Source organism: Acidiphilium sp. 34-64-41, assembly GCF_002282635.1.
GTDB lineage: Bacteria > Pseudomonadota > Alphaproteobacteria > Acetobacterales > Acetobacteraceae > Acidiphilium > Acidiphilium rubrum.
Genome location: NZ_NCJX01000002.1, coordinates 1 through 18,011 on the forward strand (window position 1 = coordinate 1; position 18,011 = coordinate 18,011).

Consider the following 18,011-nt stretch of genomic DNA (forward strand, 5'->3'; position numbering starts at 1 on the left):
TCACGCCGTCTGGCCATCGCCTGAACGCCATGATGGGACAGAATTCCATAGAAATCAGATCGATGACGTTGCAAAAACGATTCGAGTCGGACTCTGAGATCCGATATGATGAAGCACGGAGGCTTTACTGATGGGCGCGATCGTGCGGGGCCGTGAAGGGCGAGTTGAGGGACAAGCTGCGGATCGATTTCCCGTCGTTTGCGTTGGCGGGTCGGCGGGTGGGCTCGATGCGTACGTCAGGTTTCTGCGCCATGTGCCGCCGGATTTTGGTGTTGCGATCATCATCGTTAACCATTTGCGGACCGTTGCGACGTCGCTGCACACGATATTGCCCCATTATACGAAAATGCCGGTGCAGTTGATTACGGATGGATTGGTGCTGAAGCCCAACCATGTTTTCATCATTCCAGAGAAGAGTGACCTGCATGTTTCAGGCGGCGAGTTCCGCCTGCGACCGATATCGAAGCCGCGCGGGTGGCCCGATGTGATTACCGTGTTTCTGCATTCGTTGACGCAGCATTGGCAGGGCCAGATTTTCGCTGTCATCGTCTCCGGCTATGATGGTGATGGCGCCGACGCGTTATGCGCGATCCGTGAGATCGGCGGCATCACGATCGCGCAACGGCTTGATACCGCCAAGCAATCAGATATGCCTGAGAGTGCGATTTCGACTGGATGCATCGATTTCATTTTGTCACCGGAAGACATTGCGCCAAAGATCGTCGAATGTCTCAGGGAGCGTCTCTCCGACGGGGCGCGCTAGAGTTAGGCCATGTGCGGTTGGCACCCTTGTGTCCAGCCGTAAGCCATGAACGCGATCGGTAGGTCGCCCGATCCGATCCATGGGTAAACGAGAGTAGAGATTTGGTCCCTTAGCTGACCGGCCCTCACTGCCTCGAATATGGGCAAACGGCGCACCATATTGCGGCGGTGGACGGGAAGGAATGGACGATGGATTCTGAACAAACTCTGCCGATCGAGCATGTCGTCGTGCTGATGATGGAGAATAATTGCTTCGACCGGATGCTCGGGTCGATGGCAACGGTGCATGCCGGTCTCGACGGTGTCGATTTGGCACGGCCGCACAGCAACCCAACCGCGGCGCCGGGTGTGCCGGACCTAGTGCAACGGGAGACGACATCGCGCAATATCGATCGTGATCCGAAACATTATCTGGCCAATTCACTGGCGCAGTTTGCCGATGGCACCAATGGCGGGTTCGTCGCCGATTTCGTCCGCACTCATCCGAACAGCACGCCCGAGGAACGCCAGGAAATCATGGGCTATTTTCCGCGCGGGTTTCTGCCGGGGTTGCACACGCTGGCGGAGAATTTCGTAGTCTGCGACCGGTGGTTTTCATCACTGCCCGGACCGACCTGGATCAACCGGCTGTTTGCCCACAGCGGCACCTCGCGCGGGCATGTCAATGAACCGGGTGGTCTGTTTAGTTCGAAGCTGCACATGTACGGCCAGCGCACGCTGTATGACGAACTGAGCGATGCCGGCGTGCCGTGGCGGATTTATTATGGCGATGTGCCGCAGACTTTGGTGCTCAGCCATCAGTGGCATCATCTCGGCAATTACCGTCACTACGCGCATTGGCAAGACGATGTCGCGAAGGGCGATCTTGCAGGTTATACCTTCATCGAACCGAGCTACTTCGGGCCGCATCAGAACGATCAGCATCCGCCGCACGATATCATGCGGGGCGATGCGCTGATCGCCGAGGTCTATAACACGCTGCGGGCGAACCCGGGGCTGTTCGAAAAGACCTTGTTGGTCGTGCTGTATGACGAGCATGGCGGATTTTACGATCATGTGGTGCCACCGGCGACGGTGCCGCCCGATGAGCATACCGAGCATTTCGCGTTTGATTTGTTGGGTTTTCGGGTGCCGGCGATTTTTGTCTCGCCGATGCTCGATCCCGGTGTGGTTTCGAGCGAATTCGATCATACCAGCCTGTTGAAGATGGCAAGCCGGATCTGGCCAGGTGTGAAGCCGCTGGGGCGGCGCGCCGAACAGGCCAATGACCCGATCGCGTCCATGACCTGGCGCACCACGCCGCGGCGCGATCTGCCCGAGGCCGGGGTGGCGCCTGATATTCAGGAGGCGCGGCCGGTGGCGATGCTGGAGGGGTTCAAAGCCTCGCTGTTCGGCTTCAGCCACCATATCGAAAGCGAAATCCAGCACGCCGGGCACAAGGGCGGGCTGATGCAGCGCGCCCATGAGGCGCTGGGCGATGGGCTGAGCCAGGCGAAGCTCGCGACCGACCGGTTGGCCGTATTCATCGACGAACGGCAAAAGACCAGCGGTGTGCTGGGAACGATCGAACGCGGGTTCGGTGCTGTGGCCAAAACGCTCGGTCTTGGAGGCAGGGACTGAGGCGGATGCCGCCGCTTCAGGTGCGGTGCCCGCGGAGGAATGCATCGGCGGTGCGCAGGCTGAGCGCCATGATGGTCAGGGCGGGGTTGGCGGCCATGGCGCTGGGGAAGACCGAATTGTCGCAAATCCACAGATTCGGGATATCGAAGCTGTTGCCTGCATGATCAACGACGCCTGTATCGGCGCTGCTGCCCATGCGGCAGGTGCCGATGGTGTGGGCGGAGCGGCGCATGGTCCAGATATCGGTCGCGCCCGCGTGCTGCCAGATGTTGGTGAGAACGCGCTGGGCATGGCGCTCGAGCCTCTGTTCGTTCTCGCCGTAGCTGAAATGGATGCGCGGCCGGCGCATGCCGATATCGTCGGTCTCGTCGGACAGATCGAGGAAATTATCGGCGGAGGGCAGGCATTCACCGTTGATGCCGACGCCGGCAACATGGTTGTAATGATCGAGATAGTCGATGAGCGCCTGCCCCCACAAACCCCGGCCGCGTGCCACCTGTTCGGCCCAGGTGACCGGCACGATGCCGAGGCTCTGAATCAGGTAGCCGCCCGCGAAATCGGCGTCGGCCGGACGCAGCATGTCCTCGGTGATCAGCGACGAGGGGTAGCCTTTGTGGGGGCGGGTTTGCGCGGTGAAACTGCCCCAGGCCTGGGTGGCGACATGGGCCATGTAATTGCGGCCGACCTGGCCGCTGGAATTGGCGAGGCCGAGATGCAGCAGCAGACGCGGTGTTTCCACCGCACCGGCGCACAGGAAAACCGCAGCGCAGCGCTGGCGATGGTCGTGCCCCTGGTGGCGATAGACGACGGCGGTAATTTTGCCCGTGGCATCGCGCTCGATGGTGTGGACCCTGCAATCCGGGCGGATTTCCGCGCCGGCGTGAACCGCGGCTGGCAGATAGGTGACATCCATGCTGGCCTTGGCACCGATGCGGCAGCCCTGGTGGCAATAGCCGCAGTTGATGCAGGCGGGCCGGGGCAGCGCGTTGTGCTGCTCGAACCGGTGCGAGACGACGGCGGCGGGTGCGTCGGTGGTCGTGAGGCCGAGGGAGTCGCAGGCGCGCTGCATCAGCATGGCGGGCGCGTTGCGCGCGACCGGCGGCAGTCTGTAGCTGCGGGATGGGTCCCACGGGTAGGTGCGCGGGCCGGAGACGCCGATGTAGGCTTCGACCTGTTCGTAATACGGGGTGAGCGAGGCGGGTTCCAGCGGCCAATCCTGGCCCTGGCCGGTTTCGGTACGCAGGCGCCAGTCAAGCGGGTCGGCGCGCGGGCAGAACGCACCCCAATGGAGCGTCGAGCCGCCGACGCCGGTGCCGCTGTTGTTGGCACCGAACGGCTGGGGGGTGTCGCCGGCGCTGAGGCGTTCATCCCGCCAGTAGATGCCGGCGGCGGCGATTTCATCGGCCGGGAAGGTTTCGGGCTCCCAGTTGCGGCCGGCTTCAAGGGCGACGACCTTCAGGCCGGCGGTCGCGAGGGCTGCCAGCAAGGGCACGCCGCCGGCACCGGTGCCGATGACGACGGCATCGACCGTATCACCGGTGGCGTGGCGGCGCATGGTATCGAGATTCATGCGCCCTGCCCTGCCGGCGCATGTGGTCCGCGGGGTTTGGGTTCCCAGGGTTCGACAACGTCAAGGCCGATCGGGTGAAAGCCGGGTTTATGGTCGCCATCGCCGCCGTAGCCGATGCGCGCGAGGGTGGCGGGATGCGCCATGTAGGCGCGAACCGCGGCGGCGCGGAAATCTTCGAACCAGAGGCGCATCTGGCTGGCATCGAGGCTGGCTGGTGCAGCATTGGTCTCGCCGGCGGCGAGTTCGGTGAGCATGGTGTCCTGCTGTGCGGGTGACAGCGCGATGAACATGGTGTTCCAGCGGTGGTTGGCGCGGTGGTTCAGCGTGTCGAGCGCCATGCCCCACGCTTCGGTATCGGGTGGGAGTGCGGCGAAACGCCAGCCGCGCGGGGCTGCGAAACGGGCGGCGATGGTGGTGGCAAGATTGGGCGGTGCGGCGGCCGGGGGGATGACGCGCGCAATCACCGCGTGCAGGGTTCGGGTTTGCTGATCGTTGAACGGGGATGCCTCGGCGGCGGGTAGGGTTCGCGCGAGGAGGGCAGCGCGGGTGTGGCTGCTAACGCGCTCGGATGCGATCAAGGCGCGGTAGGAGGCGTCGATCGTGTTGTTATTGTGGGGCAGGTCCGCGTGATCTTCGATCAGGCGGGCGAGTGCTGCTGGTTGTTCGAGCGGGATCAGATGGCCGGTTGCGGCGAGGGTGATCAGGCGGTGATGGGTGAAATGCGGCGCCATCAGCGTGCGTTGGGCTTCGGCCCCGAGATCGGCGTCGGCCGCACCGGCGATGATCAAGGCGGGGGTGTGCAACGTACCGATGCGCGCGGCCCAATTCTCGCGGCTGCCGCTATCAAGCCACGCGACCCAGGCCGCGCGGTTGGTACGCAGAATATCGGCGACGGCCGCCTGATGCGCGGGCGGATCGAGGCTGTCCGCGATATTGTTGGCGATGTAGCGACGCGCTTGAGCCATCGACTCATCGGCAGACCCTTGGAACCAGCCCCGCATTTCGGCGCGGGATTCCTCGCTCATCGGCTCTGGAGCGGGGGGCGAGCCGGCCAGCAGGATGATGTGGCTGAGGCCGGATAGGTCTTCCGCGCCATGTTCGGCGGCGCGGGCAATGAGAGTTGCGATCTTGGCACCCATGCTGTGGCCGACCAGCACCCAGCGCCCGCGCACGGTGCGGCCGATGGTGGCGATCACCTCATCGGCCATGGCGCTGACGCTGCCGCCCGGCAGGGCCGAGGCGGCACCGAAGCCGGGCAGATCGATGACGAGGCAGCGGGTGGACGGCGGCAGATGATCGATCGTGTAGCGCCAGGTATTGCTGCTGCCGCCGAGGAAATGCAGGAATACCAGGGTGGGTGGGTCGGCGTCATTCATGGGTTGGCTGGTAGGCGGCGACGAAGTCCAGCGCTGCCTTGTCGTGCTTGAGGGTCGCGATGGCGAGGGGCTTACCGGCTTTGCGATAGGTGACGGTGCAGTTGCCCATGGCTCCGTCGACCAGTTCTTCGTCCCAATCGGTCGCGTGGCCGACGTAGCGGAGGCTGACATCGTACTGACCGGTCCAGAAGAACGGCAACTGGTCGAACCGCTGCTGGCGGCCGAGCATGTTGCGGGCGGCGACCTGGCCTTGGCGCTGAGCGACGGCCCAGTGCTCCACCCTGATCGGTTTGCCGGTGTGCGGGTCTGGCCAGCGGGCGATATCGCCGGCCGCGTAGATGCCGGGGGTGCTGGTTTGCAGATAGGCATCGACCATGACGCCATGATCGACGGTGATACCGGCATCGGCCGCGAGTTCGGTGAGCGGTGCGACGCCGATACCCGCGACCACGAAATCGGCCGGGATCTGTTCACCGCTGGCGAGGATGACCGCGGTTTCGGTGACCGATGCAACGTCCGCTTCGAGGCGGAAGGCGACGCCGTGATCTTCGTGCAGTGTCTGGAAAAATGCGCCGAGGTTCGCGCCCAGCACCGTTGCCATTGGCTTGGATTCTTGGCTGACGACCAGGACTTCGATCTCGCGTTGGCGCAGCGAGGCAGCGACTTCCATGCCGATGAAACTCGATCCGATGACGACGGCGCGCGCGCCTTTGACCGCCAGCGCATCGAGATTGCGGCCGTCGGCCACGGTGCGGAGGTAGTGGACGAGATCGCCGCCGGGGAGATCGAGGCGCGCGGGCATGGCACCGGTCGCGATCAGCAGGGCATCGTAGGGGTGGCTGATGCCGTCGGTCAGCATGACCTGTTTATCCGCCGTGTTGATCAGGTTGACGCGGGCATTTAGCACCAGATCGATCGCGTGATCGGTGAAGAAGGCCGCATCGCGCAGAGGAATGGTCTCCGCCCCTGATGAACCGTTCAGGAAGCTTTTGGACAAGGTGGTGCGGTCCGGCGGAAGATCGGGGTCGGCGCTGAGGATGGTGATGCGGCCTTGGTAGCCTTCGTGACGCAGAGTTTCAGCCGCCGCTTCACCGGCCGCACCGCCGCCGATGATGACGATGCTGCTGGGTGGATTTTTCAGAGCCGCGGGCTTGGCTGGATGTTTTCGGCCGTTAATGAACAGCTTGCCGTCACGCTGTTCAACGTTCCAGGTGGCAAGTGCGTCGAGCGCGGGTGCGTCGATAACGGCACCGGTGCGCAGGCTGAAGCAGGCGTGATGCCAGGGGCATCGGATGGTTCCATTGCTGATCAGCCCTTTTTCCAACGGCGCGCCGTAATGGGTGCAATCGGCACCGATGGCGAAGACGGTATCGCCGGAGCGGACCATGAGTACGGGCTCACCATCGGCATGACCGCGCACGGCTGGATGATCGGCAAGCGCGTGGATTGCGACACCTTGGTTGAAGTCGATACCGCTTGGTTGTTGCGCCATTATCGTGATCCTTTTTGGTTCGGATATTGCCCGCGCGGTGCTGCGGCGGTGACCACGCCGCAGCCGTTCCCGTTTACTAACGGTCGGTGTAGCCGCCGATGACGGGGAGGATTTCGCCGCTGATATAGCTCGACATTTGTTTCGACGCGAGAAAGACATAGGCAGGGGCGATTTCCTCGGGCTGGGCCGGGCGCTTCATGCGCGTGTTGGTACCGAATTCGGCCATGCCTGCGGGGTTGTCACTGGGGTTCAGCGGTGTCCACACCGGGCCGGGGGCAACGGCGTTGACGCGGATGCCGCGCGGCACCAGGCTGCCGGAGAGGGCGCGGGTGAACGCATGGATGCCGCCCTTGGTCATGGTATAGTCGATGACGGTGGAATTGCCCATCAGGGCGGTGACCGAGCCCGAATTGACGATCGCCGATCCCGCGCGCATGTGCGGCAGGCAGGCCTGGGCCATGTGGAAATAGCCGTAGAGATTGGTTTTTATTGTAAGGTCGAAATGGTCTTCGGACAGATCCTCGAACCGGCTGACGTGGAGTTGGAATGCCGCGTTGTTGACCAGGACATCGACCCTGCCGAATGCATCGACGATTTTTCGAACGGCCGCGAAGCACGATGCGCGATCGGTCACGTCGGCGACGACCGCGATCGCCTTGCGGCCTTCGTGCTCGATCGCTTTGACGACCACATCGGCGTCTTCCTGTTCGGATGCCAGATGCAGGATGGCGACATCGGCGCCTTCGCGCGCGAACAATACCGCGACGGCGCGACCAATGCCGGAATCACCGCCGGTAATGATGGCGACGCTGCCTTCGAGTTTTCCAGACCCTTTCCAGAACGGGGCGTCGTACAACGGCTTGATGCTCTGGCCGGCTTCAATACCGCGCTGGCCTGCGGCATCGGTGGTAAACGGCGGTTCGGGGTAGTGGCGCGCACCAGCCTGCATGGCGCCCTTCATTTCGAGCTTTGGTCGAGCTTGGTCGGCAGCGCGCACTTCATCGTGGATTTTCTGTTGGCGTTGATTGATGTCCATGTGTCGAAAACTTTCAGTTTAGTCGTATTTGATTTGATCGCTGCCAGTGACGCGGAGCGCCGGAAGGCGCGGCAGAGACTTTGATAGCAGGACGTAACATTGTGCCCTGTTTCCGCTGTACTGTCGACATCTGGGAGTTGTACGGTGCGATCCAAATAACAATTCTGCAACGATGAGGTCAGGTCGACGGCATTCGTTGCATGATCAGCGCGTTAACTGGGTATTACGTCGCGGTTGCCGTCGGGCGGTGCATGATTATCAAATCGAGCCGGCCGGAAGGCTGCACAGGGATTTGCCTGACGATAGTTTCATCTCCGCGCCTCGTCGTAATCAGTGATGGCGATGCACACATCGATTGGACGATGACCGCTGACAGGCGGCCGCAAAACCATCAAACCTGGGGAATTCGCACATGAGCAGTCACGATGAAACAACACGTACGGCCACCTCGGCACCCGTCGAACAACTGGATAGTCTCAGCGAAACCCGAACGCTGATCGCCGCTAGCAAAGTCAACGGCACGCATGTTTACAATCGGCAGGGCGATTCGATCGGGTCGATCTATGATGTGATGATCGACAAGAGCTCCGGCCGAATTTCCTATGCCATCATGTCGTTCGGCGGATTTCTGGGGCTCGGCGAGCATTACCATCCGCTGCCGTGGAGCATGCTGCATTATGACCGCCAACAAGGTGGTTATGTGGTCGATATCGATCGTGATCGCCTCGAGGGAGGGCCGTCCTTCGCCACCAGCGCAATGCCGGACTGGTCAAACGGCATTTATGGCGAGCGGGTCGACGAATATTACGGCGTCCATCCCGGTATGATGACGCGCTAGGCTGGGCTGATCGGTCCGGCGCACCCGAACCAGTGAGGTCGGCCGGGGGTTAAAGCCCAGCCTCCTCCCTGACGAATTGCTTGATGCGCAGGATCGACGACGGGCTCATGCTGAGCGATCGGATCCCGAACGAGAGCAGTTTCGTAATGATCGGGGGGTTCGATGCCGCTTCGCCGCAGACCGATATCGGGATTCCTCGCGCCATGGCCGCCGCGCGGGTCATGGTAATGGCTTGGAACAATGCCGGATTTTCGGGTCGGCTGAGGCCAGCGACGTTCGGATTGAGGCGATCCGCCGCCATGATGTATTGCGTGACGTCGTTGGTATCGGTCGAGAAAAAAACCACCTCCTCTGCCAGTTCGTGGGCTGGCAAGACGGAGGCGGGCGTTTCGATGGTGCTGCCGATGGCTGGGCGTTCAGCTTCGGCATGTATTGAGGAGCGTACCATGGAGGTTCTGTACCGGAGCACGATTGCCACATCGGGCCGGAGGTGGCGGGTCTGCTGGAAGGCGGCCTGGTCATCGCGTTCCAGGTCGGAGCACGCCGAGCCGCAGGTGTCGGACATCGTGGGATTCGGCGGAAGCGAAGCGAGGATCACCGCGATGGGCCCGCGCAGCTGGGCGATGGCGCGCGACCTTGGGCAGATCACGTTCAGCTTCGGCGGCGCACCCAGCGCCGATCGTCCCGGCGAAATCTGCGTCACCGCGATCCCGCATGACGAACTCTGGACCGAGCTGGTGCCGGGGACGCAACTCGAGATCCTGCGCGCCTGACGTTTGGTCGATGCAAGGCCGTTGCATGGAAGCGACACGCCTCGCCTTGACGTGATCTGGTTCCGGGCTTAGCGAACATTTGTTCAGAACGGCCGATTTCGCTTCGGCCGCGAACATCGCACGACTGGAAAAGTTAAGTTAACATGACGTTTGCTCTCATCGTCGCTGCAGGACGCGGACAGCGCCTGAGCGGGCCGATTCCCAAGCAGTACCGGCTGCTGGACGGCAGCCCGATCATTCGTCACACTGTGGCGGCGTTCCGGCGCAATCAGGCGATCAGCGGCGTTCAGGTAGTGATCCACCCCAACGACATCGATCTCTATCAGCGTGCAACGGAAGGGCTGAACCTCCCCCCGCCCCTGATCGGCGGCAATTCCCGCCAGGAATCCGTCCGGCTCGGGCTCGAAGGACTGGCGCGCGAGGCGCCGGAGACGATTATCATTCACGATGGCGTGCGCCCCTTCGTCGAGCAGGAAACCATCGGCGCCGTGATCGACGCGCTGGACCGCACGCCGTGCGCGATCGCCGGCGTGCCGCTGGCCGATACGCTCAAATTCTGCGGTGAGGACAAGGTTCTGAAAACCGTCGAGCGGACTAACCTATGGCGCGCGCAGACGCCGCAGGCGTTCCGGTTCCGCGATATTCTCGCCGCCCACCGGCGCGTCTACCTCGCTAACCCGCTCGCCCAGGATTTCACCGACGATGCGGCGATCGCCGAGGCGGTCGGGCTCGAAATCGAGATGGTGCGCGGCACCGAGGATAATTTCAAGATCACCACGGAGCACGACCTCGACCGCGCCGAGGTGATCATGCAGCGCGGCCATCGGGAAATTCATTCCGGCTGGGGATTCTCGACCGAGAATCTGGTTGCCGCCAGCCCGGCCGAAAACCCGACCATCATGATCTGCGGCATTCCGGTGGTGCTCGATGCCGGCGTGCGCACATCCGGCGGTTCGGATGTCGGGCTGGATGCGATCACCTCGGCGATTCTGGGCACGGTCGGCGGCATCGGCGTCGATCTGGCCGATGGCCGCGCCTTGCCGAGCCGGCGCTTCGCGAATTCGGAGAATTTGATCCGCGAGGCGGTTTCGGTCGTCGCGATGGCCGGCGGGCGGATCGAGCATGTCGATCTGACGGTGATTTCCGACTTCAAAAGCGTGCTGGACCGTCAAGCGATGATGGTGCAGCGGACGGCTGATCTCCTTTCGACCGGTTGCCGGTCGATCTCAATCAAGCACGCATTCATCGACGATCTCGGGTTCACCTTTCGGCGCGAGGTGATTTCGACCCAATGCATCGCAACGGTCAATTATCCGCGCGATCGGGATTTCTAGCCGTCTATAGCCGCGACTCAATCCCGACTGGGGCTGAGCGGCGCGCCCATCCGCGCCGCGATCTGCTCGATACTGATGCCGGGAGCGGCCTCACGCAGCACGAAGCCGTCCGGCGTGACATCGATCACCGCGATATCGGTATAGACGCGGCTGACCGTGCCGAGCGCGGTCAGCGGATAGGTGCAACGTTCGACCAACCGTGGCGTGCCATCCCGCGCGGCATGTTCCATCAGGACCCAGACGCGTCGGGCACCGGCACCGAGGTCCATCGCGCCGCCGACCGCGGGGGCTTCGCCGGCGCGGCCGGTCGACCAGTTGGCGAGATCGCCATTGGCGCCAACCTGATAGCCGCCGAGCACGCAGAGATCGAGATGACCGCCGCGAATGATGGCGAAACTATCGGCCTGGCCGACGATCGCAGCACCGGGCCGCAGCGTGATCGGTTGCTTGCCGGCGTTGATCAGCCAGGGATTCTCCTGCCCCGCGGGCGGTAGCGGGCCGACGCCGAGAATGCCGTTTTCCGAGTGGAACATCACCTCGCGCTCGATCGGTACGAAATTCGCGATCAGCGTGGGCAGGCCGATGCCGAGATTGACCGCCCAACCCTCCGGAATATCGGCCGCGACGCGGGCTGCCATGTCGCGGCGCGACCAGCCGGCAAGCGCTGTCATGCCGAACCTCCTGCAATGAACACCCGCTGCACGAACAGACCGGGCGTGACGATGGTTTCCGGGGCGAGCGTGCCGAGCGCGCGTCGGTGGTGGGCGAGCGCGATGGTGATGCCGGCGGCGGTCGCCATGATCGGGTTGAAATTACGCCCTGCCGCGTTGTAGGTCAGGTTACCCCAGCGGTCGGCTTCCCACGCCTCGATCAGCGCGAAATCGGCGGACAACGCATATTCCAGCACACAGGCCCGGCCATCGATGGTGCGGACTTCCTTGCCGGCGGCAAGTTCGGTGCCGGCGGCGGTGGGGGTGAAAAACGCCGGCACACCGGCCCCGGCGGCGCGGATACGCTCGGCCAGCGTGCCTTGCGGCACCAGTTCGAGATCGATCCTACCCTCGGCATAGAGCGTGTCGAACGCGGTTTTGCTCGTGGCGCGCGGGTAGGAACAAATCACCTTGGTAATGGCACCCTGGGCGATCAGTTTCGGCAGCCCGCCGAAATCGCCGCCGGCATTGTTGGCGATGATGGTGAGGTGGCGCAACCCGCGCTCGCCCAGCGCATCGACCAGCAGATGCGGCTGGCCAACCGCACCGAAACCGCCGACCATGATGGTGGCACCATCGCCGATACCATCGAGCGCTGCCTCGATCGAGGGGACGAATTTATCGATCATGGCGTCAGACGCGCTCGATCAGCATGGCGATGCCCTGACCCACGCCGATGCACATGGTCGCGATCGCGCGCCTGCCGCCCTGCGCCTCCAGCGCCCGCAGCGCGGTGCCGGCGATCCGCGCGCCGGATGCGCCGAGCGGATGGCCGAGCGCAATGGCGCCGCCATGCGGGTTGACCCGTGCATCGTCATCGGCGAGGCCGAGTTGGCGCGTCACCGCGAGCGCCTGGCTGGCGAAGGCCTCGTTCAATTCGATGATATCGATATCGCTGATAGCGAGCCCGGTGCGCGCCAGCAGTTTTTCGGTGGCCGGCGCCGGGCCGATACCCATGATGCGGGGCGCGACGCCGGCGGTGGTCATCGCGATGATGCGACCGCGCGGCGTCAGGCCGTGGGTGTGCGCCGCCGCCTCGCTGGCAATCACCAGCGCCGCCGCGCCATCGTTCACGCCCGACGCATTGCCGGCGGTAACGGTGCCCGGCGTGCGGAACGGGGTTTTCAGAGCGGCGAGACCTTCGAGCGTGGTGTCCGGCCGTGGGTGTTCATCCGTGCCGAACAGTGTTTCGCCCTTGCGTGATTTCAGCGTGACGGGGGTGATTTCGCCCGCCAGAAATTCCGCCGCCGCCGCGCATTTCCGCTGGCTGCGATAGGCGAACAAATCCTGATCCGCCCGGCTGACCGCGAAATCCGCCGCGACGTTCTCGCCGGTTTCCGGCATCGGCTCGACGCCGTATTGCGCGCGCAAGCCAGGGTTGGGGAAGCGCCAGCCGATCGTGGTGTCGAATATCTCGGCGGTGCGGCCGAACGCTTCGCTGCTCTTGGCCATCACGAAGGGCGCGCGGGTCATGTTTTCAACACCACCGGCGATGATCAGATCGGCCTCGCCGGCGCGGATCGCGCGGGCGGCGGTGCCGACCGCGTCGAGCCCGGAGCCGCACAGCCGGTTGATCGTGGCACCGGGCACCGCGATCGGCAGGCCGGCCAGCAGCAGCGCCATGCGCGCGACGTTTCGGTTATCCTCGCCCGCCTGATTGGCGCAGCCGAGCAAGACCTCGTCGATCCGCCGCGGGTCGATCCGCGGGTTGCGGGCCAGCAGCCCGCGCAGCGGCACGGCCGCCAGATCATCGGCCCGCACACCGGACAACGCGCCGCCATAGCGGCCGAACGGGGTGCGGATATAATCGCAGATGAAGGCTTCAGGCATCGCTGGCCACTCCCGGAAAACCGCTTTTTGCGGGGCTCGCGCGCCGATGTCCAGACGCCCGCACCAGCCATGCGGTTCACGCCCGCGCCGATTTGCTATAAGCGCGCGGCCATCACCCTGACCACCGAGGACGCATGATACGCCTGGATAGCATCAGCAAGCAGAACGGCCAGCGCCTGGTCTTCATCGAGGCGTCAGCCGCACTCCAACGCGGCGAGAAGATTGGGCTGGTCGGGCCGAACGGCGCGGGCAAGACCACGCTGTTCCGCATGATCACCGGACAGGAGGAGCCCGATGAAGGGCAGATCCTGGTCGATCGGGGCGTCAGCATCGGCCTGTTCAGCCAGGATGTCGGCGAAATGGCCGGGCGCAGTGCGGTGGCCGAGGTGATGGACGGCGCGGGTGCGGTCAGCGAAGTGGCTGCCGAATTGGCGACGCTGGAAACCGCGATGGCGGACCCGGATCAGGCGGACCGGCTGGACGCCATCATCGAGCGGTTCGGCGATGTGCAGGCCCGCTTCGAGGAATTTGGTGGCTATGCGCTCGATGGCCGCGCGCGTGAAGTGCTGGACGGGCTGGGGTTCAGCCAGGAAATGATGGAGGGCGATGTCGGCAAGCTCTCGGGCGGCTGGAAGATGCGCGTCGCCCTCGCGCGGATCTTGCTGATGCGCCCGGATGTGATGCTGCTTGATGAGCCGAGCAACCATCTGGACCTCGAAAGCCTGATCTGGCTGGAGCAGTTTCTCGCAGGCTATGACGGCGCGCTGCTCATGACATCGCATGATCGCGAATTCATGAACCGCGTGATCAACAAGGTGATCGAGATCGACGGCGGCAGCCTGACCGAATTTTCCGGCGATTACGGATTCTACGAGCAGCAGCGTGCCTTGAACGAAAAACAGCAGCAGGCGCAGTTCGACCGCCAGAAGGCGATGTTGGCGAAGGAAATCAGTTTCATCGAGCGGTTCAAGGCGCGTGCCTCGCATGCCGCCCAGGTGCAGAGCCGGGTGAAAAAACTCGAAAAGATCGACCGCGTCGAGCCGCCGAAGCGCCGGCAGACGGTGGTGTTCGAGTTCCCGCAGGCGCCGCGCTCGGGCGATACCGTGGCCGCGCTACGCGGCGTGCACAAGCGCTACGGCAGCCGGGTCATCTACGACGGGCTGGATTTGCTGGTGCGCCGGCGCGAGCGGTGCTGCGTACTCGGCGTGAACGGCGCGGGGAAATCGACTTTGCTGAAACTGGTGACCGGCACCACCGAACCCGATGAAGGATCGGTCACGCTCGGCGGTTCGGTCAAGCTCGGCTATTTCGCGCAGCACGCGATGGACATGCTCGATGGCGATCGAAGCGTGTTCGAAACGCTCGATCGCGCGTTTCCCCAGGCCAACCAGGGCGCGCTGCGCACGCTGGCCGGCGCGTTCGGGTTTTCGGGCGACGAGATCGACAAACCCTGCCGCGTGCTGTCGGGAGGCGAGAAGGCACGGCTGGTGATGGCGCTGATGCTGTATGATCCGCCGAATTTCCTGGTGCTCGACGAGCCGACCAATCATCTGGACATCGCGACCAAGGAAATGCTGATCGCGGCGCTCGCGCAATACGAGGGCACGATGCTGTTCGTCTCGCACGATCGGCATTTTCTGGCCGCGCTGTCGAACCGGGTGCTGGAACTGACGCCGGAGGGAATTCACCAATACGGCGGCGGCTACACCGAATATGTCGCACGGACCGGGCACGAGGCCCCGGGATTGCACGCCGGATGAGTGCGCCTGCGCGATACCCGACCAGCGCGCCGGCGCGACGCAGGATCGTTCTGCTCGGCGCGACCGGCACGATCGGCCGCGCGACGCTGCGCGCCCTCATCTCGCGCGGTGATGAAGTCGTGTGTTTTGTCCGCGCAGGGGCGGATGTCACGCCGCTGCACGGTGCGACGATTCGCACCGTCGATGTCTCGGATGCGGGCGCCCTCGCGCGCGGCGGGTTTTGCGGCGAGCGGTTCGATGCGGTGATCTCCTGCATGGCATCGCGCACCGGCGTGCCGCGCGATGCCTGGGCGATCGATCATCGCGCCCATCTCGCCGTGCTCGCGGCGGCCAAGGCGGCGGGCGTCGGTCAGTTCGTGCTGCTGTCGGCAATCTGCGTGCAAAAGCCGCTGCTCGCGTTCCAGCACGCCAAGCTCGCCTTCGAGCAGGCGCTGGTGGAGTCGGGCCTGACCTATTCGATCGTGCGGCCGACCGCTTTTTTCAAATCATTGTCCGGGCAGATCGCGCGGGTGCGCCGGGGCAAGGCGTTCCTGCTGTTCGGCGATGGCAGGCTCACCGCGTGCAAGCCGATCAGCGATGGCGATCTCGCGACCTATCTGGTCGATTGCCTGCACGACGAGGCGCGCTGGAACCGCGTTCTGCCGATCGGCGGCCCCGGTGCCGCGATCACGCCGCGCGAGCAGGGCGAATTCCTGTTCGCGCGGCTGCGCCAGGCGCCACGCTTCCGTCAGGTGCCGGTGGGCTTGCTCGATGGCATCATCGGCGTCCTCGGCACCGCCGGATTGGTCGTGCCCGCGCTGGCGGCCAAGGCCGAACTCGCGCGGATCGGCCGCTATTACGCCACGGAATCGATGCTGGTGCTCGACCCCGCGACCGGACGTTACGATGCGCAGGCAACCCCCTCGACCGGGAGCGAAACATTGTTCGATTACTACGATCATGTCCTCGGCGGCGCGCCCGTGGCGGCGCTGGGGGATCATGCCGTGTTCTGAAGTGGCTGCAAGAAGAGGCCTGCTTTTTTGTAAAAAAGCAGCAAAAAACTTTTGGGAATTTGGTGCGGGGGCGGTTTGACCGGTACGGATCACCGCAGGAATTATGCTTGACGGCGACTGTGGTCTGCCCCTAGTCTAATCGCTCAGGCAATAGAGCCTGTTTGAAATTTGGCAGACCAGCCCTCGTTCTAGCGCGTCACGCGCCGGACCGGGGGTTTTTTGTTTGCCGCATCGGGATCGGATCACGCGCTTGGCCACACTGAAACTGCCCTCGATCAACCAGTTGCACGAAGTCGCCGCCGAACTGGGCATGACCATGACCGATGGCGACATGGCACAGCATCGCGCCGCGCTCGAAAGCGGGTTCGCCGCCTATAACCTGATCGATCAACTGCCGGATGAACTGCCATCAGTCCGCTACGCCCGCACACCGGGATACCGGCCCACCGCCGCCGATAACAAATATGGCGCATGGTACGTCAAGACCACGATCGAAGGTGCGCCGAGCGGCAAGCTCAAGGGCAAGACGGTCGCGATCAAGGACAACATTATGGTCGCCGGCGTGCCGATGATGAACGGATCATCCACACTCGAAGGCTATGTGCCCGATGTCGATGCGACGGTCGTGACCCGCATTCTCGATGCCGGCGGCACCATCGTCGGCAAAACGGTCTGCGAGCAATTCTGTTTTTCGGGTGGCTCGCACACCGCGAGTTCCGGCCTCGTGCATAATCCGCACAAAATGGGCTACGCCGCCGGCGGGTCGAGTTCGGGTAGCGCCGTGGTCGTGGCAACCGGCGAAGTCGCGATGGCGCTGGGTGGCGATCAGGGCGGCTCGATCCGCATGCCGGCAGGCTGGTGCGGCATCTACGGCATGAAGCCCACCCACGGCCTGGTGCCCTATACCGGCATCATGCCGATCGAGACGACGCTCGATCACACTGGGCCGATGACCAACACGGTCGAGGACAACGCCCTGCTGCTCGAAGTGCTGGCCGGGCCGGATGGGCTCGATCCGCGCCAGTATGGCGGCATGAGCAAACCCTATCGCGACGCGATCGGCAAAGGCGCCGCGGGATTGCGGATCGCCGTGGTCGACGAGGGGTTCGGTCACCCGAATTCATCGGCGGCGAGCGATGCGATCGTGCACGAAGCGGCCGAGCGGTTTCGCGGTCTCGGCGCGATGGTGGAGCGCGTCTCGATCCCGACGCACAGCCTCGGCATGGCGATCTGGCTGCCGATCGGCGCGGAAGGTGCGACGATGCAGATGATGCTCGGCAACGGGTTCGGGTTCAACTGGCAGGGGCTCTATGTCAATTCGCTGCTCGATGCCCATAGCAGCTGGCGTGGCCGCGCCGACGAACTCTCCGAGACACTGAAAAACACCATGCTGCTGGGTCATTACATGGTCACCCGGCATCGCGGTCATTATTACGCAAAAGCACAGAATCTGGTGCGCCGCCTGCGCGCCGGCTACGATGCGGTGCTCGCCGACTACGACCTGCTGCTGATGCCCACCCTGCCGATGCCGGCCACCAAACTGCCCGCCGCGGATGCGCCGATCAGCGAGATTCTACAGCGCGGCTTTGAAATGCTCACCAACACCGCGCCGTTCGACTGCACCCACCATCCGGCGATGACGATTCCCTGTGGCATGGTCGATGGCCTGCCGATCGGCGCCATGCTGGTGGGCCGAATGTATGACGAAGAAACCATCTACCAGGCCGCCGGGGCGTTTGAGGCCGGGGTCGACTGGAAAGGTCTGACGTGACCTCGATACGATACCATCACTATTGATGACGACCGAGCGGAAGGCTCGCTAGGCAATTCAACGTATCGCGCGCCACGCCATCCCGCCTCTATCTGCGCGGAGCGACACGATACTGACCGCATTCGATCGTTCATCACGGCTCGCGAC

General features: G+C 63.8%; 16 protein-coding genes. 8 read left to right on the forward strand and 8 right to left on the reverse strand.

The annotated features are described in order from the left end of the window. The first annotated feature begins 130 nt into the window (after nucleotides 1-130). Nucleotides 131-763, forward strand: a complete 633-nt coding sequence (locus B7X49_RS00900; RefSeq protein ID WP_286702895.1) for a chemotaxis protein CheB — start codon at nucleotides 131-133, stop codon at nucleotides 761-763. Between the two features lie 188 nt (nucleotides 764-951). Further along, a complete protein-coding gene (locus B7X49_RS00905) occupies nucleotides 952-2,382 on the forward strand; it encodes an alkaline phosphatase family protein (RefSeq protein WP_286702896.1) in 1,431 nt (476 codons plus the stop codon). Between the two features lie 16 nt (nucleotides 2,383-2,398). Here B7X49_RS00905 and B7X49_RS00910 read toward each other — a convergent pair whose 3' ends face one another. The 4 genes from B7X49_RS00910 to B7X49_RS00925 all read right to left on the reverse strand — a co-directional run bounded on the left by B7X49_RS00910 (nucleotide 2,399) and on the right by B7X49_RS00925 (nucleotide 7,856). After that, nucleotides 2,399-3,952 (reverse strand): GMC family oxidoreductase, encoded by a 1,554-nt coding sequence (locus B7X49_RS00910; protein WP_286702897.1) that lies wholly within the window; start codon nucleotides 3,950-3,952, stop codon nucleotides 2,399-2,401. Beyond that, nucleotides 3,949-5,328, reverse strand: coding sequence for an alpha/beta hydrolase (locus tag B7X49_RS00915; protein ID WP_286702898.1), 1,380 nt, complete (start codon nucleotides 5,326-5,328; stop codon nucleotides 3,949-3,951). The genes B7X49_RS00910 and B7X49_RS00915 overlap by 4 nt, the downstream gene beginning before the upstream one ends. Then, nucleotides 5,321-6,820, reverse strand: coding sequence for an FAD-dependent oxidoreductase (locus B7X49_RS00920; protein WP_286702899.1), 1,500 nt, complete (start codon nucleotides 6,818-6,820; stop codon nucleotides 5,321-5,323). The genes B7X49_RS00915 and B7X49_RS00920 overlap by 8 nt, the downstream gene beginning before the upstream one ends. A gap of 76 nt (nucleotides 6,821-6,896) precedes the next feature. Beyond that, nucleotides 6,897-7,856 (reverse strand): SDR family oxidoreductase, encoded by a 960-nt coding sequence (locus B7X49_RS00925; protein WP_286702900.1) that lies wholly within the window; start codon nucleotides 7,854-7,856, stop codon nucleotides 6,897-6,899. Nucleotides 7,857-8,268: 412 nt separating this feature from the next. Between B7X49_RS00925 and B7X49_RS00930 the strand changes: the two genes are divergently transcribed. Continuing rightward, nucleotides 8,269-8,694, forward strand: coding sequence for a PRC-barrel domain-containing protein (locus tag B7X49_RS00930; RefSeq protein WP_286702901.1), 426 nt, complete (start codon nucleotides 8,269-8,271; stop codon nucleotides 8,692-8,694). Between the two features lie 49 nt (nucleotides 8,695-8,743). Here the strand turns inward: B7X49_RS00930 and B7X49_RS00935 are convergent, their stop codons facing one another. Further along, nucleotides 8,744-9,259, reverse strand: coding sequence for a putative PEP-binding protein (locus B7X49_RS00935; RefSeq protein ID WP_286837794.1), 516 nt, complete (start codon nucleotides 9,257-9,259; stop codon nucleotides 8,744-8,746). Between B7X49_RS00935 and B7X49_RS00940 the strand changes: the two genes are divergently transcribed. Continuing rightward, the gene (locus B7X49_RS00940; RefSeq protein WP_286837801.1) at nucleotides 9,141-9,467 is read left to right on the forward strand and encodes a PTS glucitol/sorbitol transporter subunit IIA; all 327 of its coding nucleotides are present in this window, start codon (nucleotides 9,141-9,143) and stop codon (nucleotides 9,465-9,467) included. The genes B7X49_RS00935 and B7X49_RS00940 overlap by 119 nt on opposite strands. A 143-nt stretch (nucleotides 9,468-9,610) precedes the next feature. Beyond that, nucleotides 9,611-10,801 (forward strand): 2-C-methyl-D-erythritol 4-phosphate cytidylyltransferase, encoded by a 1,191-nt coding sequence (ispD, locus tag B7X49_RS00945; RefSeq protein WP_029310699.1) that lies wholly within the window; start codon nucleotides 9,611-9,613, stop codon nucleotides 10,799-10,801. 17 nt (nucleotides 10,802-10,818) lie between these two features. Here ispD and B7X49_RS00950 read toward each other — a convergent pair whose 3' ends face one another. From B7X49_RS00950 to pcaF, 3 genes are read right to left on the reverse strand one after another with little or no spacing between them, the layout of a single operon-like run. After that, a complete protein-coding gene (locus B7X49_RS00950; RefSeq protein ID WP_286702904.1) occupies nucleotides 10,819-11,472 on the reverse strand; it encodes a 3-oxoacid CoA-transferase subunit B in 654 nt (217 codons plus the stop codon). After that, nucleotides 11,469-12,140, reverse strand: coding sequence for a 3-oxoacid CoA-transferase subunit A (locus B7X49_RS00955; RefSeq protein WP_286702905.1), 672 nt, complete (start codon nucleotides 12,138-12,140; stop codon nucleotides 11,469-11,471). The genes B7X49_RS00950 and B7X49_RS00955 overlap by 4 nt, the downstream gene beginning before the upstream one ends. 4 nt (nucleotides 12,141-12,144) lie before the next feature. Further along, the gene (pcaF, locus tag B7X49_RS00960; protein ID WP_286702906.1) at nucleotides 12,145-13,341 is read right to left on the reverse strand and encodes a 3-oxoadipyl-CoA thiolase; all 1,197 of its coding nucleotides are present in this window, start codon (nucleotides 13,339-13,341) and stop codon (nucleotides 12,145-12,147) included. Between the two features lie 134 nt (nucleotides 13,342-13,475). Here pcaF and B7X49_RS00965 point away from each other — a divergent pair, with 134 nt between their 5' ends. The 3 genes from B7X49_RS00965 (at nucleotide 13,476) to B7X49_RS00975 (ending at nucleotide 17,864) form a co-directional block, all read left to right on the forward strand. Beyond that, nucleotides 13,476-15,101 carry an ABC-F family ATP-binding cassette domain-containing protein gene (locus B7X49_RS00965; protein WP_286702907.1) on the forward strand — a complete coding sequence of 542 codons (1,626 nt, stop codon included), beginning with the start codon at nucleotides 13,476-13,478 and terminating at the stop codon, nucleotides 15,099-15,101. After that, on the forward strand, nucleotides 15,098-16,093 hold the full coding sequence (locus B7X49_RS00970) for an NAD(P)H-binding protein (protein WP_286702908.1): 996 nt from the start codon (nucleotides 15,098-15,100) through the stop codon (nucleotides 16,091-16,093). Before B7X49_RS00965 ends, B7X49_RS00970 begins: the two co-directional genes overlap by 4 nt. 250 nt (nucleotides 16,094-16,343) lie before the next feature. Then, nucleotides 16,344-17,864, forward strand: coding sequence for an amidase (locus tag B7X49_RS00975; protein WP_286702909.1), 1,521 nt, complete (start codon nucleotides 16,344-16,346; stop codon nucleotides 17,862-17,864). Nucleotides 17,865-18,011: the final 147 nt, after the last annotated feature.